This is a genomic window from Thiorhodovibrio frisius (genome assembly GCF_033954835.1).
Taxonomy (GTDB): domain Bacteria; phylum Pseudomonadota; class Gammaproteobacteria; order Chromatiales; family Chromatiaceae; genus Thiorhodovibrio; species Thiorhodovibrio frisius.
Genome location: NZ_CP121471.1, coordinates 562,023 through 586,280 on the forward strand (window position 1 = coordinate 562,023; position 24,258 = coordinate 586,280).

The following is a 24,258-nucleotide window of genomic DNA, read 5'->3' on the forward strand; positions in this document are numbered from 1 at the left end:
GTTTGGGGAATTGCGTCAGTGACAGGGTTAATCAGCCAGCCTTGCGGTGCTTGGTCGGCAGGTCAACCACGGGCGCCTTGGGCTTCAATCCAGCCGCGCCTAGCAAGCGTTCGCCATGCTGTTCGAGGGCCGCGCGCACGTTGTCTTGTCCGAACCGGGCATAGACTTGTGTGGTGCTGGCGTTGGAGTGATTCAGCACGCGACCAATCAGGTGCAAGGAATTGCCAGCCTGGGCTAACCAGCTTCCGACCGTCCGCCGCAGGTCGTGAAGGCGAACATCGTCAATCGCTGGCGGAAGGGTCAAGCCAGCCGTGTCGCAAGCCGCGCGAATCTCTGTCAGTGACGGGGTAGCATCCCAATCGCAGGCCGTGTGCTTGCTCTTGTTCGCCGCGCGGGCCTCGGTCAAGCGGTCAATCAGTTCGGCAACCTGGGGGAGTTCGCGCCAGCGTGCGAGCGTCGCGGCTTTCTTAACGCGGGTCCAAGGCTTGGAGATATTCACCAGCGGGGCCGCCGTCTTTTCGCCAGCCTTGGCCGCGCGCGGGCCTTTGCCGGGCAGGATGTAAGGGTTTCCGGGCTGGCGCGGAATCTCGCGCAACAGCGCCAGGGCGGGCGCGCTCAAGGGCAGATAGTGAGTCCGTCCGGCCTTGGTGTCGGCAAGCCGCAGTTCGCCACGGTCTAGGTCGAGATCATCCCAGCGCGCCTTGAGTAGTTCGCTTTTGCGGGCGCCAGTCAGCAGGTAGAGCCACAGACCATTGCGGGCTGATTCGTTCGGCTCGCTATTAATGGCCGCCGCCAGGTGGGGCAATTCGTCGGGCTTGATGTAGCGGTCGCGCTTGGTTTCCTTGAAGCGGTCAATGTCGCGCGCCGGGTTGATGTGGGCCTCGGGCACGAATCCCCAGCGCCGGGCAAGCTCGAACATCTTGGCCACCAGGGCAAGGGTGCGGTTCGCTTCATAGGGCGCGCGCTTGCCGATCTTGGAATGCAGCGCCGCCACGTCCGCGCGCTTGATGCTGGCCGCTTTCAGATTGCGCCATGTGGGCAGGATGTGGCTATTGATGCGCCGTTGGTCATCATGGCCGCTCTTTTTTTGGCTGGCGTGCCGTTCGAGATAGGCCGCGCACAAGTCCTTGATGGTCTCGCCTCGGGTGTCGCGCTGGCGTTCTTCAAGGGGATCTGTTCCGGCCTCCGCTTTCACCAGCTCCGCGCGCGCCATCTTGCGGGCTTGTTCAACCGTCAAGGTGCCATAGCGACCGATGGTCAACAGCCGCTTGCGTCCGTTGGTGCGGTAGGACAACACAAAGGTTTTCGCGCCGCTCGGAAAGACGCGACAGCCGAAACCGAGCAGCTCGGAATCCCACAGGACAACGCGGGCGTTCGGGTCGCCGGCTTCGTGCCGGGCCGCGTCAATGTCGCGCTTGATCAGCTTGCGCCGTTCGGTCTTGTTTGAGTCTTTCGCCATCGGTAGCACCTTCCCGGTAGTCAGTGGGTCCGGCAGTCACCAGCGCCGCCGGTTACAGTCACCACACAGTCACCAGGCGGGAGCGTTTGCGGTGGTGACTGAGCGTAAATGGTAGCAGACTGAAAGCGGGCAAGCTACTGTTTTTTCGCAGTCTAGCGCAACCGATAGTAGACAAGGGAAGGGGCGAAACAGTGACTTTTAATCAGGTGGTCGTGCGTTCGAGTCGCACAGGGCGCACCATTTTTCAATAAGTTAGGGCGATTCTGGGTGTTTTCCAGAATCGACCGTGACTTAAACGTGACTTACTTGTCCAGCACCTCGACAGCCTGACGAACATTTTCCGGGGCAAGATGTGCGTATTTTTCGGTCATGTTGATCGAGCTATGCCCCAGTAGGTCCCTGATCTCCGCTGTTGCCACTCTGGCTGTTGTCAGCCATGTGGCGCATGTATGGCGAAGATCATGGATGCGAAAATTCGTGATCCCCGCCCTCCGGCAAGCGCTCGCAAAGCTTTTCTTGACCGAGCAGATCCGCTCGCCTTGGCTATTGCAGAAGACCCAAGGACTTTCCGGACAATGTTCCAGGCAAAAGGCTTGACGATTCAGAATCGCTTGAAAAGCCACCTTATTTAGCGGCACCGAGCGGCGTTTTGCTGTCTTTGTATGACTTCCCTCGAGCAAAATCTGCCGTTTTTCAAGGTCAACCCGGCTCCATTCAAGCCCTAACATCTCCTGGGCACGGCATCCGGTATGCGCAGCCAGCCGAATAAAATCTGGCAAATGTGGTGCTCGAAACGCCACTTCCGCCTGAGCAATCAACATCTCCGCTTCCTCACGGGTCAAGTAGCGAATCCTTGCCTCTGGTTCCTTCAGCTTTCGACCTCTTGTCGGATTCGGCAAGTTCTCCATGAAGTCCCGGTTGTAGCGGTTAATTGCCGCTGATAACAAAGCCAGCCCTCGGTTGACCGTCGCATTAGAAACGCCCTCAGATTTTCTCTTAGCAACATACTGCCCCACTTTAACGGGAGTCAGGACACGCATATCTTCGTCTTCAAAACTTTCCCGAAGTGTTCTTGCGTTCGAGCAATCATCATCATGACTCCGCTTAACGCCCTTAGTCTCCTTAAGAAAGTAAAGGATGACTTGTTGGAACGTTACTTCTTCAGGAGCATTCCATTGCCGTTGCTGAAAAGCCTCTAACTTCCATTTGGAGAGGAGCGCTTCGGACTCTTGCCGATCACTGGTCCCAGTAGAGCATCTAACTCTTTTCCCGCTAGCGTCTTTGAAGCTGGCCCACCAGTAAGGCGAGTCTTTTCGTTGGTAGAGCCCATCTTTATCGTTTCGTTTGGCCATTGCGTATCCCCTGTATTCGGATTACGCATAGCCGATCCCTCTTCTATAGTATAGCTTGATCCTCCCAACTGATCAACATACGCCTGTATTGACTCTCTGACAATACGAGGGGCGCGTTTGACAGGATAGACGCATTTGATCTTCTTCCGTTGGACCAGTCGCTTCACTGACCTCGGGCTGATGCTTAAGATTTCTGCCGCTTGCTGGTAAGTCAGGAGGAGTTTTTCGTTCATGGGATTGGCTAAGCGTGATTTTAGGACAAGTCCCGGCAGTACTTCTGCCTCGACTTGCCTTTACGCTTTCTGCGGATACCCGGTAATGCAAAGGTTTTAAGCGTGAAATATTAATTCAAATAATATATTTCTCTTTTAAACAATATTATTTGAGGGGATAAATGATCCATTCTATGGAAGAATACCGCTATAAGTGTTTTTCACGATAAGACTACGATTTGATATAACTAATTGATTATATTTGTAAAAATAAAAGCATCGAGGCTATCCAAAGAGGCCATTTTTCCAAAGATAAATATTTACTTAATCAATAGTCGTTATCAACTTGAGCATTTAGAACTTGAGGATTTAGAACTTGAGCATTCAGAACTTGAGCATTTAGAACTTGAGCATTTAGAACTTGAGGATTTAGAACTTGAGGATTTAGAACTTGAGGATTTAGAACTTGAGGATTTAGAACTTGAGCATTCAGAACTTGAGCATTCAGAACTTGAGCATTCAGAACTTGAGGATTTAGAACTTGAGGATTTAGAACTTGAGGATTTAGAACTTGAGGATTTAGAACTTGAGGATTTAGAACTTGAGGATTTAGAACTTGAGGATTTAGAACTTGAGGATTTAGACCTTGGGGATTTGAAGCTTGAGCATTCAGAACTTGAGCATTTAAAACTTGAGGATTTAGAACTTGGGGATTTAGACCTTGAGGATTTAGACCTTGGGGATTTGGAACTTGAGCATTTAGAACTTGAGCATTTAAAACTTGAGGATTTAGAACTTGAGGATTTAGAACTTGAGGATTTAGACCTTGAGGATTTAGACCTTGGGGATTTGGAACTTGAGCATTTAGAACTTGAGCATTTAAAACTTGAGGATTTAGAACTTGAGCATTTGGAACTTGAGGATTTAGAACTTGAGGATTTAGAACTTGAGGATTTAGAACTTGAGGATTTAGAACTTGGGGATTTAGACCTTGAGGATTTAGACCTTGAGGATTTAGAACTTGAGGATTTAGAACTTGAGGATTTAGAACTTGAGGATTTAGAACTTGAGGATTTAGAACTTGGGGATTTAGACCTTGAGGATTTAGACCTTGAGGATTTAGAACTTGAGGATTTGGAACTTGAGGATTTGGAACTTGAGGATTTGGAACTTGAGGATTTGGAACTTTCAACGATCAAAGTTTTTAGTTCAAAACCCTGGGTCTTGGAGCTTAAAGATTCCGAGCCTGAAAAAACACTAAATGAGGAATCTAATCCCCTTCCTTGACAAACTCCGATTTAGCGATCTCATACTTTAAAAAAGAGCCGGCTTATTTTTTTCAAGCACTTAGAGGTCGCGATGTATCAGAAAAACCGTAAAGGCTACTTAGTGGTGCTCTCCGAGAATGCCTTGATCTCTCTTGTTCTGTCATCCCTGGAAGCCTATGCAATAGAGAAACGAGGGGCACGAGGGAAGAACAGAAAGGGTTTGGAAACCTACGGGAGCATCTACGGGCAACAAATCTTGCTGGCGGACGGACGGACGCTGTTTCGCGTGGAAATGGCTCAGACGGACACTACAGCCCGCCAGACAACCGAATCGGTAACTTTCAGTGAGGAGGCGATTTCCTTGAAACGAGCGGCTCTCGCGGCCTATTGGCCACATCTGGACTATCTTGGCGACTTTCACTCACATCCCTACGCTACGCTTCAGGAAGCAAGAAGTTGTGAGGGGTACTACCTGTCAGAGGAAGACAGGGCCTGCCTAACCGGCAACTGGAAACAGCTCTGGAAAGACTTACGTTACCGGCTCGGCTTGCTGGTGACGGTAGCGCCCATGAAGCGAGCACGGGAAAGCTTAAGCTGGTGGGACGGAAAGGCGCTAAACTGTTTGCAGTTCAACATCGGAAATTTTAGACTGTGGATTTCCGCCTTCTGTGTCTTCGAGGATAGCGGCAAGGGACGCTACACTGAGGACCATGACGAGGGCGTTGAGTTGTCAGCGCCCGCCTTGACCGGTCTGATCGGGGAACATTCACCGTTTGGAAGATACAAAAACGGGGCTTTTGTGCTGGCGGCTGCGTAGAAAAATAGTATCTGGGAACTGTGCGGAAATCAGGCTCAGCGGAAAAGTGTTTTCTGGAAGCATTCTTAGCCCAAGAAAAAGTTGTAATGACGCTATAGACTTCTTGCTAAAACACTGTTTCTCTGAAAATGCAAGGAGCGTAAATAAAATATGAGAACTGCGTCCAAAATCCGTCATTCTCGCTTATGTAACAAAAGAAAATGGATAAGAAAAAAGTGAAATTACTTCGATCTGGCTGAGCCTATTTTTTATTAAACTACAAACTTTTTCCTATTCATGTGCAACACATAAGTGCTGGTAAATTGTATGGAACAAAAAGCGAATAATCAATATTTGCGCAGAGCGAAGAATTCAAAAAAAGACGAGTTTTATACCCAGCTTGCGGACATCGAAAGGGAGCTAAAGCACTACAAGGCGCACTTTAAAGGAAAGGTGGTTTACTGCAACTGCGACGATCCCCGTGTAAGCAACTTCTTTCATTACTTTTCTTATAACTTTGATAAGCTTGGTATTAAAAAGCTTATAACAACTTGCTACAAGAACCAGAAAATGGATCTGTTCAGCCAGAATGATACTGAGTGTGCCATCTACCTAGAATATAAAGGTGAAAAAAACCACGAAAATGTGCCTGATCCAAACGAAATAGGAATCAAGTACCTAGATAGCGACGGCGACTTCCGAAATGAGGAGAGCATTGAGCTATTAAAGAAAGCAGACACTGTGGTCACTAACCCGCCGTTTTCTCTCTTTCGCGAGTATGTAGCACAACTGATAGAGTATGAAAAGAAATTCGTAATTATTGGGAGTCTCAACGCCATCACCTACAAAGAGATTTTTAAACTAATAAGGGAAGATAGAATTTGGCTTGGATACGGCTTCAAGGCAGGTAACGCATATTTTGCAACACCCCATCCAAGAGAATTCGCTAAAGGCGTTTATAACGAAAAAACAGGGCTAGTTAAGTTCAGAAACGTAACATGGTTCACCAACATCGATATCTCAAAGCGACACGAGAATTTGATTCTATATAAAACATTTAATCCTGATGAATATCCTGCCTACGATAATTATAATGCTATCGAAGTGAGTAAGACAAAAGATATTCCAGTAGATTACATCGGAGCAATGGGTGTGCCGATTTCGTTTCTAGATAAGTACAACCCTGACCAATTCGAGATTCTTGGTATAACAGATAGAGATAACAATTCAGGATTAAAAACAAAAGAATACACAGAAGATTGCGTTCCTAATCCTGGGGATTTAAATAGGCGAGCAGTCATTAAGATTGGCGATAAGTATAAATCTACCTATGCTCGTCTTTTGATCAAGAGAAGAATATGAAAATTGAATTTCGTGAAATTACTGTTCGTGAATTGACTGACAGCTATCAAGACAACGAAGAAGACGGGGTTAGTGGGTACGGTGGCAAGTTGGATATTCGGCCGCCCTATCAGCGTGAGTTTATCTATAAAGACAAACAACGAGATGCAGTAGTTGATACCATTATAAAAAATTTTCCGCTTAACGTAATGTACTGGGCTGTGCGTAACGATGGAGAATTTGAGGTTATTGATGGGCAGCAGCGTACAATATCGATTTGCCAGTATGTAGAAGGCGACTTTGCTTTCGATAATCTATATTTCCATAACAGGCAAGAGGATGAGCAAGAGCGCATCTTAAACTATAAGCTGATGGTTTACTTGTGCAGCGGAACTGACAGCGAGAGGCTGGAATGGTTTAAGACCATTAACATAGCCGGCGAAGAGCTGACGGAACAGGAATTAAGGAATGCGGTTTATGCGGGTTCTTGGGTGACCGATGCAAAGCGACATTTCAGTAAAAATGGTTGTCCTGCTTACGGATTAGGTAGCAAATATTTAAGCGGCACTGCCATCCGTCAAGATTATTTGGAGACGGCAATCAAGTGGATCAGCAAAAATAATGACATAGAAAACTACATGGCGGAGAACCAGCATAAGCCGAATGCGAATAATCTTTGGCTGTATTTCCAGTCTGTAATAGCTTGGGTTAAGTCCACCTTCCCGGTTTACCGGAAAGAGATGAAGGGGATCGCATGGGGTGATCTCTACAACATGTTTAAGGATCAAGAATTAGACCCGAGAAAACTAGAAGACGAAGTCTCAACACTCATGGAAGATGAGGATGTCACTAAAAAGAAAGGGATCTATGCCTACGTATTAGACGGAAAAGAAAAGAATCTAAATATCCGAGCTTTCAGCAAGAACGAGAAGCGCGAGGCTTATGAGCGCCAAAAAGGGATCTGCACAGTTTGTAAAGAACACTTTGATATAGACGATATGGAGGCCGATCATATTACACCATGGCACGAAGGTGGAAAGACGAGTGCTGAGAACTGCCAGATGCTATGTAAAGAAGACAACAGAAGAAAATCAGGGAAATAATAAAGCCCTACTAAGTCAGGTGCGAGCGAGGTTCTGCCGCCTCATTTGCGTGTTTCGTCAATGGAGAGAGCTCATAGCAGCCAACTGAGAAAACGTATAGGTATGGAACAAAAACTAATTAAAATTTTTAAGAATACCGCTGCTGGCCCTTTTCTATTTTTAGGTTCAGGATTTTCACGAAGATACTTAGGACTTGAGGACTGGAAAGGGCTTTTATCCAAATTCTGCGTAGCAGGAAAGCCATTTGAATACTACGTGTCCTCGGCAAATGGAAACTATCCTAAAGTAGCAGCGCTTCTCGCGAAGGATTTCAACGAGTACTGGTGGTTTGCCCAAGAATACAAACCTAGTGTGGAAATCCATAAATCTAAAATCGAAGATGAAACCTCGGCGCTTCGAATTGAGATATCCAGTTACTTAGCTACGTTAGATCAATCGAAAGCTAAGGATTCTGGACATTTTGAAGAAGTTACGCTTCTTGCAAATCTAAACGTCGATGGAGTTATTACAACTAATTGGGATCTGTTTATAGAGCAACTCTTTCCTGAATACAAGACATATATTGGGCAAGAGGAGTTATTATTTCAAAACCCCCAAGAAATTGGAGAAATATATAAAATACATGGATGTTCATCAAAGCCTGGTTCGTTGGTTCTTACAGACCTGGATTACGACAGCTTTAACGAGAAGAATACATATCTAGCTGCTAAACTAATAACTGTATTCGTAGAGCACCCCGTTGTTTTTATCGGCTACTCTATTTCAGATCCTAATATCAGTAACTTATTGAAAGCAATAACCGCGTGTATAGGGAATGAGAACGTAGAAAAGCTCAGGAAAAATCTAATTTTTGTCCAGAGATTATCGGAAAACGAAGATCCCAATATATCCGATACTTACTTAACTATTGATGGTATACAAATACCGTTGGTTTTAGTGAAAACGAACGATTACTTGCCAGTCTATAAAGCAATTGATTCTACAAAACGAAAAATCCCCGCAAGGGTGTTACGTTACTGCAAGGAACAACTATATGAACTTGTACAGTCGACGAAGCCAGAAGAGAAGATATGCGTGGTTGACATTGATGAAATTGAATCAAAAGAAGATATTGAGTTTCTTGTTGGTGTCGGTGTAGCACACCAAGAGCCTCAAGGCCCGTCGCTCGTTGGCTATGCATCAATTGGAACTTCGGAATTACTTGGTGATCTGATTCACGAAGACCAGAATTATGACAGCGAACAGGTGCTCAAGCATGTTGCACCTAGAGTCTGTAAAAACTCCCCAAACGTGCCAGTATTTTATTATCTAAGAAAAGTTGGAATAGATAGCCACGATCAATATTCAATGAGCGACTACGACTTAGACAAAGTTGTGTTGAGAGATATAGAATCATTTCGCGTAAATACATACAGAAAACCTTTTTACAGAAACTATTCTCTTATGTCTATGGAAGAAATACTTGAGTCATGTACTCCTGAAAACTCAGCAGCATACATTCCTTTCCTTTCAAGAGATAAAATTGATATTGACCTTCTTAAAAGATTTCTGATTGAAAATGAACGCAAGCTTGACTATAACATATCAAGTTATGCCAGTAGCTTTAGAAAACTTGCATCACTTTATGATCGCTTAAAATGGGGGTGGTGACGTATTGATAAAATTAAGATAAACACTTGAATCAACGTCGTCAACAAGGAAAGAGTTTATGCCAGTTCTGGAAGAAGATCTTTCTGATGTGAATGAAAAAGGGTACCCTGCATAATGGGTTGAACCAAGAATATTAAAGGGGTCTGGATCGAATTATTCTCCTTGCATTTAATCGAACCAAAAAAATTGCCTTACTTACTACGTTTAAGTGAGATTCAATAACATGAAAAGCTTTTCTAAAATCCAAAACCAAGTAACAATTATTCAGGCAGTAGCAGGTAGTGGAAAAACTACTCTTTTGAAGAATGTTCTTAAAGAGGCAAGAACAACTGCCGGGCTAACTAAGGAGCAAATTCTTTTCGTTACCTACTCTAGGGCTTTAGCGAAAGAACTTCGGGAAGAACTTGGCGATCTAGCAAGAGTTACGACGCTTCATGCTTTAGGTCTTAGCTTGATAAGACAGAACCTAGAGTATTTCTCGTTTAAAAAAATACCAAAGCGAGCAAAGAACAACAAAGACCGTGATTTATTTCTTTTAGTTAATTCTTCTGTTACCCCAGAAGCAGTTTTAAAAAAGTTTTATCGAAAGCGAGAATACAAAGGTCAATTTACCGGAACAGTTTGCCGCGAGTTATCTATTCCGAACAACCTTGGAAAAACACTGATCAATCGCGTTAATCAGAGAAAGCGAGAAGAAAATGTTTGCTCCTACGCAGATATGATCCGTCTGGGGTCTACAGTATGCCAAGCATTTTTGAAGAAAAAGGAAATTTCTTTTGATGCTCCAAGACTATTGTTGGTCGATGAGTACCAAGACTTTAACGCGATAGAAAAGCGTTTTGTCTTAAGGTTGATTAATATCTCTGAGACATCCTTAGTCGTAGGGGATGATCGGCAAGCTATCTATTCTTTTAAAGGGGCATCATGCGGAGCTGTAAGGAAACTCGCTAAGAAACTTCCTGAAAGTAGCTACACTTCTTTAGACCACACTTATCGGCTTACAAAGCCAACTGCTGCACTGGTTAACGCATGCCCAGATCGAAAGAAATATCCAATTATTAAAAGTTCAAAAGAAGGCGGAATCCCGTTTTATCATAAGTCGCCGAGCAGAGAGTTAGCTTTAGATGCTGTTGCTAAGAAAATTAAAAATCTTATTGATCAGGGGGGTCGACCTAATGAAATTGCGGTTATCACAAGATTCAAAAAGGACTTTAGGCAGTTTACTTATTTTCTTTCTAAACATGATATCAAGATTGGGGTGTCAGATCTCCCTAAAGACGAAGAAAATATCCTTCAACATTTTCTAGCCTTTTCTGAAGCAGTGTTAGATTTAAATAATAAAAAACTGAAAGACTATCTTGAATATTATTATGGCCTGAATGAAAAACAAGCCCAAGAAGTTGCTTTAAGTTGTGGAGTGGTTATAAACAGGCAGTTATTAAACATTGATGATAAAACAGCAACAAAATGCCGGAGAGTTTTAAACGGGGTATCTGATTTAAGAAGAAGTCTTTCTTTTGATAAGTTAAAAAGAACCTTTAAAGAGAGATGCCAGGGCAAGGTCGATGCTTACCATCATCTTGGAATTACAAGTATCCTGAATCGTTATGGTTTGCTTATAAATTTTGGAAATAGTGTTAAGGATGTTTTGGTAAAACTAAAAATGTTCTTGGATAACCCTGAGAGGGATGGTATTTATGTTGGAACCCAACATAAAGCTAAAGGAAAAGCTTGGGATCATGTTTTCTTAATAGATGTTTTCGATGAGAATAGAAATCCACTCACTAAAAATTGGGATAGGAATTCGGAATTAAACCTTTTCCATGTGGCAATTACAAGACCGAAACAAAGATTATATTTATTTTTCTTTGAGGAATATCAGGCCGTTGATTCCACAATAAATACAAAAAAGAAGAGAATTAAAAATGTACTTACTTCATTTCTCCCTAAAGAAAGTTTTCTCTTAGAGAATTGTGAGGTAGAGGTTATTGGTTGATTAATAAAATCGTGGGTTTTGGTATTTATAGTTAGTGTTTATTAATGATAAAAGTGGGTTGGTATTGATATTTTTGTGGTCTTCGTAAACTTGATGATTTCCAACATATCATTTTCTTTCAATCTGACGATAATGATTATCAAGTCTCTAGTTTTTATATTCTGTTGTCAGTTGTTTGGATAATGGTGTGTGTTGTGGTGGGGCTATAGATATAACATGGTATGAATTATTTTGCGGAACAAGCATAAAGAAGATCTAATAATGAGAGAATATGTCAGTGAAGAAAAATTTAGATCGTCAGTATCGAACCTGAGCTCTGGCTTTGAATGGTACTTTGATCTGGTAGTTATTCGAGTTCATAATCTTGCTCTTTTTGATGACTGTGAAAAATTGCTGAGTGTGACTAAGGGTCGATATTTTGATTATCACCTGAATAAGAATTTTGAGTCTTTTTTCTATAAGGATAAGAGTGGAAAGAATAAACAAAGGACCGGGCGCAGGGTAGTTGGTTTCAACATTTTTCTTCGTAGACCTACGGACAAAGTCATCAAGGATTTGATTGTCATTATGCAGGAGAGTGATTACACTATTTCAGTTATAGAAATTGCAATTGACTTTCTTTGTGAAAATAGGCTGAGGGCTCTTCGGTTGCTACAATACTTGGCTCCATATATTGTTTTACCTCAATTTAAGCGTGGGCCAGCGAAGATCTTCAGACCAAAAATATTTGGTAAGAAAAGAATTTATTCAATTCGTTTTAAGCAGGGTAAGATAAAGAATTCTAAGGAGAGTCAATATTCCGCTAAACGCCTATTTAAGATGTATATTTTAAAAAAGGGTAACCCTAAGCATGGATCTCCAGCCTGTCATACAGAATTCCGCTTGAACGGTTCAGAACAAATAAGCAGGGATGGAATCAACTGTCTTTCAGATTTGGTAAATTTTAAGTTCTGGGACTGGTATCGTGAACGTATGTATTTTATGCAAGCAAACCGCACTAAAGCCGGTCGTTTGCTGAGGAAAGAGAGAGGACTTTCTGAGGCTTCTTCGCAACAGAATTCGGTAGATTTTTGCAAAGAATTTTCAAAAAAACGATTCCTATCCCACACTATTTACCATTGGAGGAAGGATGAAAAGAGTCGGCGAGGGCTCAAGGACTCCCTTCAGACATGGAAGACGCCTTGGTAATATGCAAGCAAAAGCGGTGCCAGGGTTGCGGGGTAAGGTTTTGTCGCCCTTCAGGGCTATGGGATCGGCGCTTTACTGTTGTGGCGTGGTTCTTGGCTGATTTTCAGCGTGACAAAAACGTGACGCATGCTAGTCTATCTTAGGCCGGCGAAGTCCATTTGGGTCGTTAGGGAGGGGATCGGCAATGCGTAAGTTATTGAAAGTATTAGACCGTCAAAGGCGCGTCGCACTTTTAATCAGGTGGTCGTGCGTTCGAGTCGCACAGGGCGCACCATATAAAACAGCGGCTTAGTCTCGTTTTAGGCTAGGCCGTTTTTCTTTGGTGCTAGGCTGGTGCTATGTTCTGTATCACCCTAGCACCGCTTTCAGCACCCTCCAGCAAATATCCCTCGACCGGTACTCGCCCAGTCCCCTCGGTCTCTACCCTCCTCAGCACCGCCACATCGGTCCATTATCGGGTTGCTGTTGTCGCTGACATTTTTTCCCAGGAATTTCTCAGATCAGTCCGAGCTGACCCTACCGGATTGCCCGTAGCTATAGCTTGTGATCCGTGAAGGCCGGTATCGGCCACTATGTGGAGCTACAGACTATGTGAAGTTCGGATGCAGATTGCTTGGCTGACCTGCGTTGGAGCTAGCCCATTCTTCACATAGTTACAGGTTCTCCAGGAACTGGCGTAGCGCGTCAGTTGGCTGGAAACGGGAAGGAACGACGGCGGTTGGATCTTGCAGGCGCGCGAGCGCTTGTTCCTTCATGGCCATATTCGCCTCAACATACTTATGCGTCGTGGTCAGTGTTTCATGCCCGAGGTAGAGTGCAATGTCGTTGAAGTGCGCGCCTGATTGAAGTTGAAGTTACTCACAACACTTCAGAAAACCGGCAGACTATGTGAAGTTCTCGTGTCGCACGCCGCGCCTCAAAGCCAGCAACCGCGCAATGGCTGGGTAAGAAATTTTCACCGAACTTCACATAGTTTGTAGCAGTTTGTAGCTCCACATAGTGGCCGCTATGTGAAGCTTCACATAGCGGCCAGGAGCAGCCATTTACCGCCGACTGCTCTAGTTTTCGGGTTCGTGCTATTCGGTCTTTCCGCCGCGTGAAAAGCTATTGACCAGGTCAAAAATCCGTGGCTTGGCAAGCCGGTTCTGCGGGTTGCGGGTCAACGGTTCAGTTCGTCGTTGCCGCGACCGCCGGCAGGTGGGTTTGACCTGAGTTTAGCGCAGGGTGGCTTCTGTGGCGATGATGCGAGCAGGTTTGGGCGCTTTGCTCGGATTTCCGGTCTGACGCCAGCCTCAGCCGCTGCGAGCGTAGCGAGCGGTCGGGCCGAGCCTCTCGTTGGGCCGTTTCATTTTAAAGCAACCATGCGGGCTTAGTCGGGGCTTCCTCCTCCTTGTCGGGCTAATTCCTATTTAATCCGAATTGGCCTCGTGTGAGAAGTACGTCTTTCCAGAATCCCTCTCGTTCTATCAGAACGTGATCATCCGTTTTCATGGGTCGATACTCCAGTAAGGTAAACTTAAAATTCGACCTTGCGTAGTCAATACCTTTGGCCTGAATAAGCTTTGTCATCTCATCGTTCCATCCATGCCCTGTGCCGATATAGCAACTCCAGCGCGACCAAATTCCGCTTGCTCCGTAAGCTGATCCGACGTATCGCTTTCCTGTGTGCTTATCGGTAATTAGATAAACTCCCTTAACGTTTTCGAGTGCGGCTTTCCAATCTGGCCGATTTTCTCTCATAATTAGCTCAACGCTGGAAAATTCATGATCTATTTTTTCATACCCACAAAACGGCTCACCGTTGTATGGCTCCCGCAAGATCTCCAATAAAGACATACCGGAAAGATAGCTATCCTTTAGAACCCTTGCGCGACCGGGCCTTTCAAAACTTAACTTCAGCCTACCTATTAGTTCTTCACAATCAGAACACAGTTCTATTTCATACCAATCTTCGTGTCGATTTACCACACGGAAGAAACCTCCGAAGAGCCATGCGTTTGGTTCGTGGTAAAACTCAATTAGGGAAAAGATATAGGTTCTATTAAATACGTTCTTCTTTCCTCGATATTCATTCCAGCCTTGCCATTCCACTCTGTCGGAAAGGAATACGTCTAATGGGTTTTTATCACCATTCCAACTTGCAAGGTGTATCTTGCAATCGTCCCAGTGGCGAAAAGAGAGAATTTTTTTGGCGTCCATTGTTCTACCCTACACGGCCCAACGCCACGCTCAGTCGAGCCGGTTGAGCGAGAGGGAACTGGCTTCGGCTAGAGCAACTCGTTAGGCGATTTCGACGGTTTGATTCAATTTCAGAGGGTTTAAGCCGACCCTTGAGGGCCCCGTTAATTCTGCTCTAGCAGATCGCAATGAACGCGCATAATAGCCTCTGGACTATTTCCAGGTGGCGGGTCCCTCCAAGCCAATTGAGTCATGTTAAGGGAAAACTGATGAATAACTTCTCCGTTTTCGTCGTAAAATATTACAGTTTTCACAGCCAAAGTTCGTTCTGGGCAATTTATTAACCAATGACTATCTGTTAAGTTGAAATAAAAGTCTCCAATAGCATCTATTTTTTTTGGCTTATCGAATATCTCTTTTACCCAGAGATGAAGAACCCCTTCCTCAAACTTGAATGATTGGTCATCGATAAAGGTTTCACTGCCATTCGGATCTGTGCCGAAATGAACCCACTCAGCTAAGACCGGCCTATGTGTAGCTATAGCAGAAAAAAAACTCGCGATAATCATCGTACCGAACACAATGTTTTTCATGATTTTCTCCACAAATTGCGAACCTTCGGAGAGTGAACCTGGGTCTCACCGTGTTTAGCTCAACATTCGTCTTCTCTGTTTGCCGCCTAGTTTCCCGGCGGTGCCACAATATCTTGACCATGCAAAGCTCGACTCCCGGCTCCTCGCAGAACCGGACTTGGAGTGTTACACCATCCGGCTCCCAGTTCAGGTCATTCACCAAGGAATGGGCTGTCTCAGCCCATCAACACAGAAAGCCCTCCGTCCGTCGGCCCGCCCATGTTTCTCGCTCTTGGCTCCATTGGTGTGAATCGCATCGGCCCTCGTTTTCACGCGCAGAGTCCTCTCGGTGGAGGGGCGTGTTATACCGATACAATATCCCGAACCGCCAGTCCACTCCTTTGCTCGGCCCGCATTACCGGGTGTCATTGCTCATACGAGTGGCTCCAATTTGGCAAGAGTCCAGAACAAATATTGTTCTCTTTAAATTATCGCCATATTTTTTTATGTAGGTTTTCATATCTTCGCTTAAACGAATTGAACCATCATATCCATCCAGTACTCGTCTATTAATCTTTCTCCCCCCTTTCTTAATTGTTGTATGATTACCATGTGCCGCCATGATCACTATGTTTGGCCCAGCCTTGTTTGAATCAAGGGAAACAAATTGATTAATGTCTTCAAGATACAGCTTAGACAATAGCGGCGATTGATTATTCGTACCGGTTGATCTTGGAGCGAAAACAGCGACTCAATAGACGTATAAATCTCTGTTGATGAACGAGTATCTGTTTTTTCGTCACTCCATTTTGATTCTAAAATTAGAAGCTTTTCGAAAGGCACTTCTATATCGTCGCCATACTCAGCCTAACCGGTCAAAAAAACCGGCTTTGGCTGAAGCGCCCGATTAGGCAATGCTAAACATGCGCTCTTATAGTCTTCTCTTTTTACTTCCAGGTTATTTCGTGTATCTGCACCTCTGTTTTTGGTCCATACTTTTTCTTAGTAGCTTCTATGACTGCTGACTCGGTCTTGCTATTGACAGTCAATACTAGGTGACAACCTTGAGCACTTGCCGTACCACCGGGACCGCCTTTTGCGTAATTAAAGCGAGTATCTGCTTTGAATGTTGCCATTTTTTGCCTCCTAATTGAGTACATTTGATGAAATAACCGCCAGAGACGCCAAACTAGACAGAATGTCGGTCAGGTGTGCTAGACAGATTCTGCCTAGCCCCGCTAGCATAGAATCTGCCTATCACTCCGAATCCTCCGCACCTTTCGAATGGTTTTGTGCACCGGAGTGATTAAACGGGCCTTTCGCGCGCTCCCTTCCCCCCCAACAGTCCTTCAGAACTAGACCGACAACGATCCGTGAGCTGGGCCGTTTGGGCTTGGCTGTTTGGTGTCGCGCAAGTATTCGGGCGAGCAACCAGGATGCCGGGCTGGCAGAAGGTCAGCGGGGTTTCTGATGCTTCGGTGTTCATTTCGACAACAGCATAGTATAGATGCTCAAACACTGGTAGTGATTTTTCTCTGCTTCTGCAAACTCAATCCTTAGCCGCTGAGGCTGACGAAGCGCAGCCCCCAGGATTGGCGGGGTATGCCGATGCGTCTTCCCTTTGGGTGCTGAGGTGGCGGTGCGGCCCCCTGCGCGCGACGAGCCCCGCCCGGAGCGCGAGTGCCGGCGCCGCGCAGAGCGGCGGGTGGGGAGCGCGCTTTCAGACCATCAGAACCAAAGAAGCGCGCGAGCCGGAGCGCTGGCGGCAGTCGAGGGCGAGCACGGAATAGGAAGCGGCGGCGCGATGGCCCAGTCAGCATGGCCCTTTTGCATTGGTCATACAATTGGCTAAATGGCTATTCGGCTGGACGTTCTCACTCGCAGGGCTAAGCGGTGATCTCCGCCGGTTAGTCGGTCATAACATGTGGCCACAGCCGGCTGCGCTCCCAGGTCCTGATTGGCAGTCAGATGTCTGGTTTGGGTCGGAAGCGGTCGCCACAGCGAATCCTCGGGCGCTGCCTAAGTGCGGGAGGGATAACCGGTGGCCAGGAGAGTGAATCTTAGAAACTCCTGACGAACTACTTTTGAAAGCAATATTTGCTCGACAGCCCCCTCCCCCTGTGCGAGTCGAGCCCACCCCCCTTGGCAGATCAAACGGCCAAGCGACCTGTCTAGCAAACGTTCCCTACCGTTTTGCCTACAACCAAGCACCACCGCGAAATTAGACAATCCGCAACGGATGATTTTTTTGGACACTTAAGGTTGCCCACACGCCAAACTCTGAACTATACTTTCGGCAACTCTCTGGTCACGACGAATTGCTGGCGCTGAATCCAAGATACCTTAGCGAAAGGTTACGGTGCCTTTTTTTGGAACGATAACCGAGAGTTTTGTCGTTCTAGTTGCGCTTAAAGCACTAGGGAACCTCCAGTCTCAAAGGAAGGAGCCACCCATGCCTCCGAGTCTCCCGAAGTCCGTTCTCGCCCTGTTCGTTGTGCCCTTGGTGACAGCGACACTTTCAATCTCCACCCCGACGCAAGCCGCCGAAACTCTGGTTGCCGACGGGAAAGTGGTGACCTACGAGCGACTTCGAGACACCGACACACCGGCAGTCGGGTTCCAAATGGACAGCAATGGATATCGCAACATCTATCTTCTCGACTGCGAAAACCGACGTTTCCTCTGGGTCAAGAACATCGATCTCCGCACCGGCCGCGAAACCGAACGTCCCAAGAGTGCCGAGTGGAAGTCCATGAACGCTCGAAGCACTGTCACCAACGCCGTCTATCAGGCTAGTTGTCCAGGATCGAGAACAACCGATTCTGAGTTCAACTTCAACCGCACACAGGGAACCCAAGGAGCCTGGGGCTGGAATGGACCGGCTGCAATCACAAGTTTTTCGACACTGGGGATTAAACTTGGTGTTACCTTTTTGCCGGGACGTTCTTGCGACGAAGCACTATTTTTTGTTGAAGCCAAACAAAAACTTCCATCCCTTGGGTTCCAAATCGATGGTCAGGAATTTGGCTATGTTGAACCTGAATTTTTGGAAATTGATGAGGGTTTTAGCTCCATATTCGCTCTCTCAAAAAACGGACTGGCTGCTCTAAAGCGCGGCTATCAACTGCGGCTAGAAAGTAGCCTAGGTGTATTAAATGTGAGTCTCCAAGGAAGTGCGGCATCATTCAACAACGCTTACAACAATTGCCTTGCCAGCTACCAAAATGAACAAACAATGAGTTCCGGCACTGAGATCAGTCTCCAAGAAGCGCTTCAACCATTAGAGGCGATGTGGGGACTCGATTCCTCCGAAGGTTGCCTCGATACCGACTGGAAATACCGAGTTTTTATCGGTCGCCATAAGTGGACAGATCAAGGAGGAATGTATATTGACAAAGAAAAACCGCCTCAACTTTCTTTTTACGAAGGTTATTGCGAGTTTGGAACAGCGCGCCAGCAAGGAAACAGAATAAATCTCGAATCGCACTGCCAACAAGAAGAAATAGAGTTTGATGGGATAACAGTCATAGAGATCGTTAATCCGAATCTGATCAATATACAGATCCCTGACTGGCGTGGAGAAAGTACCCTTCATCGATGTCCAGATTATGCGGAAATTCCTCAATAACTCGACAGCATAGAAAAGATCGATGACGAACCGCGATATGGTCGTTGCCACAAAGAATTTCAACAATTACTAGACACGAACCGAACATGAATAACTTCAAGGCGCTGTTGCTTACTCTCATAGTTGGCACTCAACTGCCCATTGCACAAGCCAAATGTCTTCCAATGCCAGACTCAGGCCCTTCAAACTGCCGCTATCCCGCCGGAGATTCCTGGTGCGCAAACAACGATAGACAGAATCCCTACGCCTTTTCCGACGAATGCCTTCGCGGCAATGGTTCCAACGCTGCCGTAAAAAGCGCCTTGCAAAATGAGTTGAGCGTCGAAGGTGCTGTAATCCGGAGCATAAAGCAGATTGTTCAAGATGCTCCAAATCAATTTTCGGTTGATTTTACCTGGTCTATCGATGGATTAAATTATAGTTGCTCAGGCTCTGTCACAACAAACAAGATGAATCAAGTGGTACAAGCGAGCATCCCATACGTTTGCTACCGCCAATATTTAGATTAGTAGCAGCGTGTAACATTTTGAGGTTATGCACATGAAACTTATTCTCTTGTTGGTCTCAATGCTCGCAACTTTGTCTGCTCAGGGTGCCAGCTTTGACTGTGGCAAAGCCCCGACTCTTGTCGAATCTGCGATTTGTTCAAATGCGCAACTATCGCGGTTAGATGAAGACTTGGCTGATGCCTACCGAGATGCTCGCAATCGCGCTTCAAATTCTGACGCTCTGAAACAGGAGCAACGCGCCTGGCTGAAAAACAAGCGGAACCGCTGCACAACAGTGGTCTGCCTCACCGACGCTTATCAAACCCGAATCGGAGAGTTACAAGCGATCTCCTCCCCAGTACAGCAACAAATCGGCGTCGCTTCGGACTCTATTGTCCCCGGTCGTTGCCACATGGACAGTTGCTGGTGGTGGACAGTCGAGAACGCTGAACTCCTGCAAAGTCGTGGTTCGAGCCGACTCTATCGTGTGACGACAACGAGTACCTCAGAGGACTACTCCCCGAGTTTTGTCGAGAGCAACGGTTATCCAGACTACCCATCCCCTCGCGGTACTTGGTCATCGCCTGAAACAGTGTATTTGTTCTGTTCCCCGCAGTTGCCGGCCTACGTGCAAAGCAAAAAAGAAGGGGGATACTCAGTGACCATTCCGTTTGCTGATGACGGTATTGCCTGGGGCGCCACTGAGGGCATTGCGAATCTGTATAACCACGTCTGCAATCAAGGCCGCAGTGGAACGTATCACATTCCACCGTCACGGCTACAAGAGAATATTGTTATCCGAGACTTGTTTGATTTGTTTTCCCTCGCGCAGAATTGATAGAAAAAATTAATTATCAGTTCTCGCTCACGTCTTAGACTGCTGGTTCAAAAACAACCAGCAGAAGCTAAAACCGTTTCTCCTCGCGGATTCTCCTGATCATGTACCGAAAATCTTTTGAAGATGTTGACGCATACATCACCGGATTGACTTTAGCTAACTTCAAAAGCTTTGTTGAACCCACAAGAATCGATTTTGCCCCTATTACATTATTTTTTGGACCGAATTCATCCGGGAAAAGTACTGTTTACTCCGCGATTGCGTTGTTAGAAAAACTGTTAACTCTTGGTTACTTTTCGGGTTGGGAAGCTCCTGAACTTTTGGCCTATATTCACAAGCGTGAAGATGACCATCAAGCATACATCACAACTCATCTGCACTCCGATAGCTTTTCCCATCCTATTTACGCTGTCGATAGCAAAAGTCCAATCGATCTATCTATTGACTCCTATGAATCACTTTTCCCTAACAAATCAGACTTTCTGCACTCACGGATTGGTCGCTCGGGCTTTGATGTCGATGTAACATACTCACTTCGACATAAAGACCATTCCTACTGGTCGTTAGAAGAAATTAAATTTCAGCAAGAAAGCCTAGTAACGCATCGCTACTTTGAGACCAAATTCAATCTTAACAATGTATTTTTTGAACATGTTGAAAAAGATTTAGCTCGATATGACCTCTCTTTTTTGTCACTAATTACCCGACTTTTCCCTCAAGAAAACACTGCACTTGACGGCAATATATTAATTACTGAATTAGAAATTCATATAGATAAAACCGACGTTTCCTATATGGCGTTAATACGATGAGATTATCATTATTCTCTTTTCTAGTTATGCTACTTCCGTTTTCTGCAAACGCCGGCATAAAATGCAGCGATGTTAGATATGGAAGTGAAAACTATCATGAAGATATGGAAAAATTAGCTGAGTTAGCCAGATTGTCGGATGGTTACAACAGGTATCATGAAGACGTGGTAAGCGGATTATGCACCGGCAATCTGACAGGAGTTGCAAGTTCAATTGATAACGGTTACGTCAGGAGATCTGAAGTTGAGGCCATTAAAGAGGTGCTTGGGTTAGACGACCGCTCAGATTCCGGGAAAAGCTACGGTTTTTCAAGGCAGAAATTCAGCGATATGGGGCTGTGTAGCGCTTGTGCAGACAATGTCGCACAACACTACACTAGAACACCTACCTCGAAATGCGGAACGCTTGCAAGACATGCACTTGAAGGTGATCCTATAGCGGTGGAAAAGTTGCGGTCTTTTCCTAGTTACTGCGAATGGAAATATTCTGGCTCGAATGAAACTAAAGAGGGGCCGTATCTCTTAGTAGCTAAAATGGTTGATGGTCTTGAAAATACGACATTCCACACTCAGGCTACGACCGAATCCAGTTGTAGAGAACTGAAGGAGGAGGTCCAATTAAATAATGGTAAAGGTAAGAGAATCCAAATAACTTTTACTGATCCGCCTTACAGCGGCTACGTCATTTCTATTCATTGCATTAATCCGGATGGGGTAATTCAATAACCTCTCTCCAGTTTCGAATCATCTGACCATAAATATTGCCGAGACGCCACTGGCGACTAGTTGCCACGTTAACCGCGAAGCGGGTCCATCCAACAAACCAATCTAGGAAAAAATAATGCTTCGTTACATTTTAAAAAAGTCTCAGCTCTCAATATTTCTCGTTTCAACAACCGTTATTTTGTTATGTGCGTACTCTTCCTCCTGGGCAACTAACTTTGAAATTGATCTTAACGGTTTTCGTCTCCAACAGTTTTTATCCGTAGTTGAACCTGTCCTTGGTCCATCTTTGGAAACGATAGAAGGCGAGCAAATAATTGCAAATGTCTATCCAATTGATGACGACGCATTCATGGTTGTTGGTCATTCGCCGATGTTTCCGAACAATATTTCGATGCTCCAATTAACTGGAAAAACAGATAAGGCATTTCCTTTCAAAGGTCTCAAGCTGGGCGATGGCATGAGCAAAGCAGTTAATTTGCTTGGTGAACCAGATCGAGTCCAACAAGACACTGCTCGGGGGGTGACGAATTTCGTTTTTGAAGACCGCAACTATACTCTTGAATTTGATGGCCAGGATCGTCTGCATAGCATTCAAATCTTCACAACAGCTGAGTTGATGACAGAGGTAGACGATCCTAGTAACCACTGGAATTTGTTTAAAGATGCGCTTGTTGAAAAAAACATTCCGGAACTTCTTGATATGATGAAGCCGGATGTTGAAATATATAAGTGGGGAGAGGTCCTTGCCATCTCCAAGCCGTTTAAAAAATTTGTCGCTGACCCAGACAAAAAATTCATTTCTGCACTTATAGGGTCTAATTTCAGCGTATTTAAACAGATAGAAACAGATGAACCCGAAATGAGTATGCGTATAGCTGAAAACGTTGGCGTAGGATTCGTTTATAAATTTCCAAATGGAAAAATTCTCGATGAAATTGTCTTTTTTCCATTCAATGGACAATACCGAGTGTACGAGATTCAGTTTCGGGAGTGAGGGCGGCATCTTCAATAGCGACCATAATTTCTGGACCCCTGATGTCGTCCGAGAGTCAATTGATTACGATCTTGGGTCCAGTTAATTTCATAAGGAAAGCTTCTTATCTTAACCGCATCCGTAATGATGAGACAGTTAAACCCCATTTTTCCTGGTGATTTTGGCTCAATACTCAAACGTCGTTTTAGCATCTCACTTCTGTCTGTGGGCAAAGGTTGTAGGTAACTATCGAGGTTGGCTCAATGCCAATTTAGCACAACCAAACGATGAATTTCCTGTTTCGGTAAGGTCGATACGCTCATGGTCTTGGCCTAGTTGTTTGGCTTCTAATTCAGCCGCTATTCGAACCAGTGGTTCAAGCTTTTTTCGAGTGCGCTCGATCTCTTTGTTAACAGCTTCGAGATTAGCCTTCTTGCGAAACATGATTTTAGGTTGATAAGGTTATGAGAATCCAACTACAACTTGGTTTGGTGATTCTTTCTATATTTATCGCTTTACCGGCGATTGCAGCGAAACCCGTCAGCATCGAATTTCACGGAAAGGTAAACAACGGGCCAAATTACGGCTATGGCATCAAATGCAGCAACGGCGTGACCTATGATATCGTAGCATGGGGTGATTATGACGGTGATTATTATACGCCTCCTCCGTGGGAAGAGGACAACCAAAAATACGGCAACTTCGATTTCGATAAATATACTGGTCAGTGTATAGACATTCTAGCCTATCGATTCTGTGAGACTCGATAAACAATTCCAAACGTGATTACTAGATGAAACCCTATGGCATATTTTCAAAACGTTTTCGCGTTTTCGATGGTTGTCTTGTTCTTCAGTTGTCTTGTTCTTCAGTTGGCCTGTTCAAGCTGAAACGCCGACTAGGAACCAATGTCAACATGCAATGTCTTTCTTAGGTTTCAATATAGCTTCCCTTGCTGAATGTGGTGACGTAATTGCCCAATCAGATTTACCTGATTATAGTGGTGCTGTAGTTGACTGCAATATGGCTTATGGAGTAGATTTTGTTACTAAAGCGACGACAATCGGGATAAGTGATTTCAAGGACAGATTAAGAGAGCATGGCCATTTAACTTTATGTCCAGCAGTAAAAAGTTCATTAGATAACTACTGGCTTAGTGAAAATGACATAGAGTTGCAAAATAGATATAATCGTACTTCTATAACTTAAGCGCTCGAGTATTCCCTTGGACTTAAGTAACCTTAACTTGAACCATGAGAAAATACATCATGAAAAAATCACTTTATATAGCCTTCATCTTAATTACTTCGTTTATCTTTAATAATCAGACGCTAGCAGATTCTAAAGATCAAGATTGCGTTCGCACAATAAAAAAACATGGATTTCTTTCTCGTGCGCAATTTCAGTGTGGCTTCAATGACTATAGCAATGAGATGTTACAAGCAGCTAAAGCTTGCTCTCATGTATTATCCGACGAGCTACTGGAGCAATCGCTGAAATCAGGAATGAAAATATTTGACCGTAACGAGAATGAGCGTGGTCATAACGAGTTATGCGAAGATATTCTTCGCGATTTCCCTAACATGTTGCGTCGATGAATTGGGATTGATCTTTAACTGAGCTTCAATAGACCGATTGCCAATTCTAAACGGCAGAATTACTTTAGCTCATTATCTGTG

Annotated in this window: 23 protein-coding genes and 1 pseudogene; 16 read left to right on the forward strand and 8 right to left on the reverse strand. The window is 45.1% G+C overall.

All coding sequences use genetic code 11. The annotated features are described in order from the left end of the window. Positions 1-31: 31 nt before the first annotated feature. The 3 genes and pseudogenes from Thiofri_RS02930 to Thiofri_RS24690 form a co-directional block, all read right to left on the reverse strand. Positions 32-1,459 carry a tyrosine-type recombinase/integrase gene (locus Thiofri_RS02930; RefSeq protein ID WP_323705841.1) on the reverse strand — a complete coding sequence of 476 codons (1,428 nt, stop codon included), beginning with the start codon at positions 1,457-1,459 and terminating at the stop codon, positions 32-34. Between the two features lie 302 nt (positions 1,460-1,761). Next, a complete protein-coding gene (locus tag Thiofri_RS02935) occupies positions 1,762-2,811 on the reverse strand; it encodes a tyrosine-type recombinase/integrase (RefSeq protein WP_009149850.1) in 1,050 nt (349 codons plus the stop codon). Positions 2,812-2,939: 128 nt separating this feature from the next. Further along, positions 2,940-3,044, reverse strand: a pseudogene (locus Thiofri_RS24690) (helix-turn-helix domain-containing protein); the annotation flags it as partial. 231 nt (positions 3,045-3,275) lie between these two features. Between Thiofri_RS24690 and Thiofri_RS02940 the strand changes: the two are divergent. The 7 genes from Thiofri_RS02940 (at position 3,276) to Thiofri_RS02970 (ending at position 12,365) form a co-directional block, all read left to right on the forward strand. Beyond that, positions 3,276-4,310: a pentapeptide repeat-containing protein gene (locus Thiofri_RS02940; protein ID WP_323705842.1), complete on the forward strand. Its 1,035-nt coding sequence runs from the start codon at positions 3,276-3,278 to the stop codon at positions 4,308-4,310. A 72-nt stretch (positions 4,311-4,382) separates the two neighbouring features. Next, entirely contained in the window at positions 4,383-5,108 is a 726-nt protein-coding gene (locus Thiofri_RS02945; RefSeq protein ID WP_009149846.1) for a hypothetical protein, read from the forward strand. A 306-nt stretch (positions 5,109-5,414) separates the two neighbouring features. Then, positions 5,415-6,449 carry an adenine-specific methyltransferase EcoRI family protein gene (locus Thiofri_RS02950; RefSeq protein WP_009149844.1) on the forward strand — a complete coding sequence of 345 codons (1,035 nt, stop codon included), beginning with the start codon at positions 5,415-5,417 and terminating at the stop codon, positions 6,447-6,449. Continuing rightward, on the forward strand, positions 6,446-7,531 hold the full coding sequence (locus Thiofri_RS02955) for an HNH endonuclease family protein (RefSeq protein WP_009149842.1): 1,086 nt from the start codon (positions 6,446-6,448) through the stop codon (positions 7,529-7,531). Before Thiofri_RS02950 ends, Thiofri_RS02955 begins: the two co-directional genes overlap by 4 nt. Before the next feature lie 102 nt (positions 7,532-7,633). Next, positions 7,634-9,181 (forward strand): SIR2 family protein, encoded by a 1,548-nt coding sequence (locus Thiofri_RS02960; protein WP_223296784.1) that lies wholly within the window; start codon positions 7,634-7,636, stop codon positions 9,179-9,181. Positions 9,182-9,404: 223 nt separating this feature from the next. After that, complete coding sequence (locus Thiofri_RS02965; RefSeq protein ID WP_009149838.1) at positions 9,405-11,177, forward strand: UvrD-helicase domain-containing protein; 1,773 nt, start codon at positions 9,405-9,407, stop codon at positions 11,175-11,177. A 261-nt stretch (positions 11,178-11,438) separates the two neighbouring features. Beyond that, positions 11,439-12,365, forward strand: a complete 927-nt coding sequence (locus Thiofri_RS02970; protein WP_009149836.1) for a hypothetical protein — start codon at positions 11,439-11,441, stop codon at positions 12,363-12,365. A gap of 1,398 nt (positions 12,366-13,763) precedes the next feature. Here the strand turns inward: Thiofri_RS02970 and Thiofri_RS02975 are convergent. The 4 genes from Thiofri_RS02975 to Thiofri_RS02990 form a co-directional block, all read right to left on the reverse strand. Next, on the reverse strand, positions 13,764-14,564 hold the full coding sequence (locus Thiofri_RS02975) for a GIY-YIG nuclease family protein (protein ID WP_009149835.1): 801 nt from the start codon (positions 14,562-14,564) through the stop codon (positions 13,764-13,766). 143 nt (positions 14,565-14,707) lie between these two features. Beyond that, on the reverse strand, positions 14,708-15,136 hold the full coding sequence (locus tag Thiofri_RS02980) for a surface-adhesin E family protein (RefSeq protein WP_009149832.1): 429 nt from the start codon (positions 15,134-15,136) through the stop codon (positions 14,708-14,710). Positions 15,137-15,530: 394 nt separating this feature from the next. Continuing rightward, complete coding sequence (locus Thiofri_RS02985; RefSeq protein ID WP_143741978.1) at positions 15,531-15,815, reverse strand: hypothetical protein; 285 nt, start codon at positions 15,813-15,815, stop codon at positions 15,531-15,533. 247 nt (positions 15,816-16,062) lie between these two features. Continuing rightward, positions 16,063-16,251: a hypothetical protein gene (locus tag Thiofri_RS02990; protein WP_009150227.1), complete on the reverse strand. Its 189-nt coding sequence runs from the start codon at positions 16,249-16,251 to the stop codon at positions 16,063-16,065. 1,316 nt (positions 16,252-17,567) lie between these two features. Between Thiofri_RS02990 and Thiofri_RS02995 the strand changes: the two genes are divergently transcribed. The 6 genes from Thiofri_RS02995 (at position 17,568) to Thiofri_RS03020 (ending at position 22,600) form a co-directional block, all read left to right on the forward strand. Continuing rightward, on the forward strand, positions 17,568-18,743 hold the full coding sequence (locus Thiofri_RS02995; RefSeq protein WP_009150228.1) for a hypothetical protein: 1,176 nt from the start codon (positions 17,568-17,570) through the stop codon (positions 18,741-18,743). 86 nt (positions 18,744-18,829) lie between these two features. After that, positions 18,830-19,252 carry a hypothetical protein gene (locus Thiofri_RS03000; RefSeq protein ID WP_086014230.1) on the forward strand — a complete coding sequence of 141 codons (423 nt, stop codon included), beginning with the start codon at positions 18,830-18,832 and terminating at the stop codon, positions 19,250-19,252. A gap of 31 nt (positions 19,253-19,283) precedes the next feature. Beyond that, entirely contained in the window at positions 19,284-20,069 is a 786-nt protein-coding gene (locus Thiofri_RS03005; protein WP_009150229.1) for a lysozyme inhibitor LprI family protein, read from the forward strand. A 101-nt stretch (positions 20,070-20,170) separates the two neighbouring features. Beyond that, the gene (locus Thiofri_RS03010) at positions 20,171-20,881 is read left to right on the forward strand and encodes an AAA family ATPase (RefSeq protein ID WP_009150230.1); all 711 of its coding nucleotides are present in this window, start codon (positions 20,171-20,173) and stop codon (positions 20,879-20,881) included. Beyond that, positions 20,878-21,606: a hypothetical protein gene (locus Thiofri_RS03015; RefSeq protein WP_009150231.1), complete on the forward strand. Its 729-nt coding sequence runs from the start codon at positions 20,878-20,880 to the stop codon at positions 21,604-21,606. The genes Thiofri_RS03010 and Thiofri_RS03015 overlap by 4 nt, the downstream gene beginning before the upstream one ends. A 115-nt stretch (positions 21,607-21,721) precedes the next feature. Then, positions 21,722-22,600 (forward strand): hypothetical protein, encoded by an 879-nt coding sequence (locus Thiofri_RS03020; RefSeq protein WP_143741979.1) that lies wholly within the window; start codon positions 21,722-21,724, stop codon positions 22,598-22,600. Between the two features lie 225 nt (positions 22,601-22,825). Here Thiofri_RS03020 and Thiofri_RS03025 read toward each other — a convergent pair whose 3' ends face one another. After that, entirely contained in the window at positions 22,826-23,023 is a 198-nt protein-coding gene (locus Thiofri_RS03025) for a hypothetical protein (RefSeq protein ID WP_143741980.1), read from the reverse strand. 20 nt (positions 23,024-23,043) lie between these two features. Between Thiofri_RS03025 and Thiofri_RS03030 the strand changes: the two genes are divergently transcribed. The 3 genes from Thiofri_RS03030 (at position 23,044) to Thiofri_RS03040 (ending at position 24,177) form a co-directional block, all read left to right on the forward strand. Continuing rightward, positions 23,044-23,349 carry a hypothetical protein gene (locus Thiofri_RS03030; RefSeq protein WP_009150234.1) on the forward strand — a complete coding sequence of 102 codons (306 nt, stop codon included), beginning with the start codon at positions 23,044-23,046 and terminating at the stop codon, positions 23,347-23,349. A 151-nt stretch (positions 23,350-23,500) separates the two neighbouring features. Continuing rightward, a complete protein-coding gene (locus Thiofri_RS03035; RefSeq protein WP_143741981.1) occupies positions 23,501-23,788 on the forward strand; it encodes a hypothetical protein in 288 nt (95 codons plus the stop codon). A 59-nt stretch (positions 23,789-23,847) separates the two neighbouring features. Next, complete coding sequence (locus Thiofri_RS03040) at positions 23,848-24,177, forward strand: hypothetical protein (RefSeq protein WP_009150235.1); 330 nt, start codon at positions 23,848-23,850, stop codon at positions 24,175-24,177. Positions 24,178-24,258: the final 81 nt, after the last annotated feature.

What these genes read in the sequence shown, in the direction of transcription:
- Thiofri_RS03010 (WP_009150230.1), top strand. Translation starts at nt 20,171, where the DNA reads ATGTACCGAAAATCTTTTGAAGATGTTGACGCATACATCACCGGATTG.
- Thiofri_RS02990 (WP_009150227.1), bottom strand. Translation starts at nt 16,251, where the DNA reads ATGGCAACATTCAAAGCAGATACTCGCTTTAATTACGCAAAAGGCGGT.
- Thiofri_RS03030 (WP_009150234.1), top strand. Translation starts at nt 23,044, where the DNA reads ATGAGAATCCAACTACAACTTGGTTTGGTGATTCTTTCTATATTTATC.
- Thiofri_RS02965 (WP_009149838.1), top strand. Translation starts at nt 9,405, where the DNA reads ATGAAAAGCTTTTCTAAAATCCAAAACCAAGTAACAATTATTCAGGCA.
- Thiofri_RS03025 (WP_143741980.1), bottom strand. Translation starts at nt 23,023, where the DNA reads ATGTTTCGCAAGAAGGCTAATCTCGAAGCTGTTAACAAAGAGATCGAG.
- Thiofri_RS02960 (WP_223296784.1), top strand. Translation starts at nt 7,634, where the DNA reads ATGGAACAAAAACTAATTAAAATTTTTAAGAATACCGCTGCTGGCCCT.
- Thiofri_RS02945 (WP_009149846.1), top strand. Translation starts at nt 4,383, where the DNA reads ATGTATCAGAAAAACCGTAAAGGCTACTTAGTGGTGCTCTCCGAGAAT.
- Thiofri_RS02970 (WP_009149836.1), top strand. Translation starts at nt 11,439, where the DNA reads ATGAGAGAATATGTCAGTGAAGAAAAATTTAGATCGTCAGTATCGAAC.
- Thiofri_RS02955 (WP_009149842.1), top strand. Translation starts at nt 6,446, where the DNA reads ATGAAAATTGAATTTCGTGAAATTACTGTTCGTGAATTGACTGACAGC.
- Thiofri_RS03040 (WP_009150235.1), top strand. Translation starts at nt 23,848, where the DNA reads ATGAAAAAATCACTTTATATAGCCTTCATCTTAATTACTTCGTTTATC.
- Thiofri_RS02980 (WP_009149832.1), bottom strand. Translation starts at nt 15,136, where the DNA reads ATGAAAAACATTGTGTTCGGTACGATGATTATCGCGAGTTTTTTTTCT.
- Thiofri_RS03015 (WP_009150231.1), top strand. Translation starts at nt 20,878, where the DNA reads ATGAGATTATCATTATTCTCTTTTCTAGTTATGCTACTTCCGTTTTCT.
- Thiofri_RS02935 (WP_009149850.1), bottom strand. Translation starts at nt 2,811, where the DNA reads ATGGCCAAACGAAACGATAAAGATGGGCTCTACCAACGAAAAGACTCG.
- Thiofri_RS02950 (WP_009149844.1), top strand. Translation starts at nt 5,415, where the DNA reads ATGGAACAAAAAGCGAATAATCAATATTTGCGCAGAGCGAAGAATTCA.
- Thiofri_RS03000 (WP_086014230.1), top strand. Translation starts at nt 18,830, where the DNA reads ATGAATAACTTCAAGGCGCTGTTGCTTACTCTCATAGTTGGCACTCAA.
- Thiofri_RS02995 (WP_009150228.1), top strand. Translation starts at nt 17,568, where the DNA reads ATGCCTCCGAGTCTCCCGAAGTCCGTTCTCGCCCTGTTCGTTGTGCCC.
- Thiofri_RS03035 (WP_143741981.1), top strand. Translation starts at nt 23,501, where the DNA reads ATGTCTTTCTTAGGTTTCAATATAGCTTCCCTTGCTGAATGTGGTGAC.
- Thiofri_RS03005 (WP_009150229.1), top strand. Translation starts at nt 19,284, where the DNA reads ATGAAACTTATTCTCTTGTTGGTCTCAATGCTCGCAACTTTGTCTGCT.
- Thiofri_RS03020 (WP_143741979.1), top strand. Translation starts at nt 21,722, where the DNA reads ATGCTTCGTTACATTTTAAAAAAGTCTCAGCTCTCAATATTTCTCGTT.
- Thiofri_RS02930 (WP_323705841.1), bottom strand. Translation starts at nt 1,459, where the DNA reads ATGGCGAAAGACTCAAACAAGACCGAACGGCGCAAGCTGATCAAGCGC.
- Thiofri_RS02975 (WP_009149835.1), bottom strand. Translation starts at nt 14,564, where the DNA reads ATGGACGCCAAAAAAATTCTCTCTTTTCGCCACTGGGACGATTGCAAG.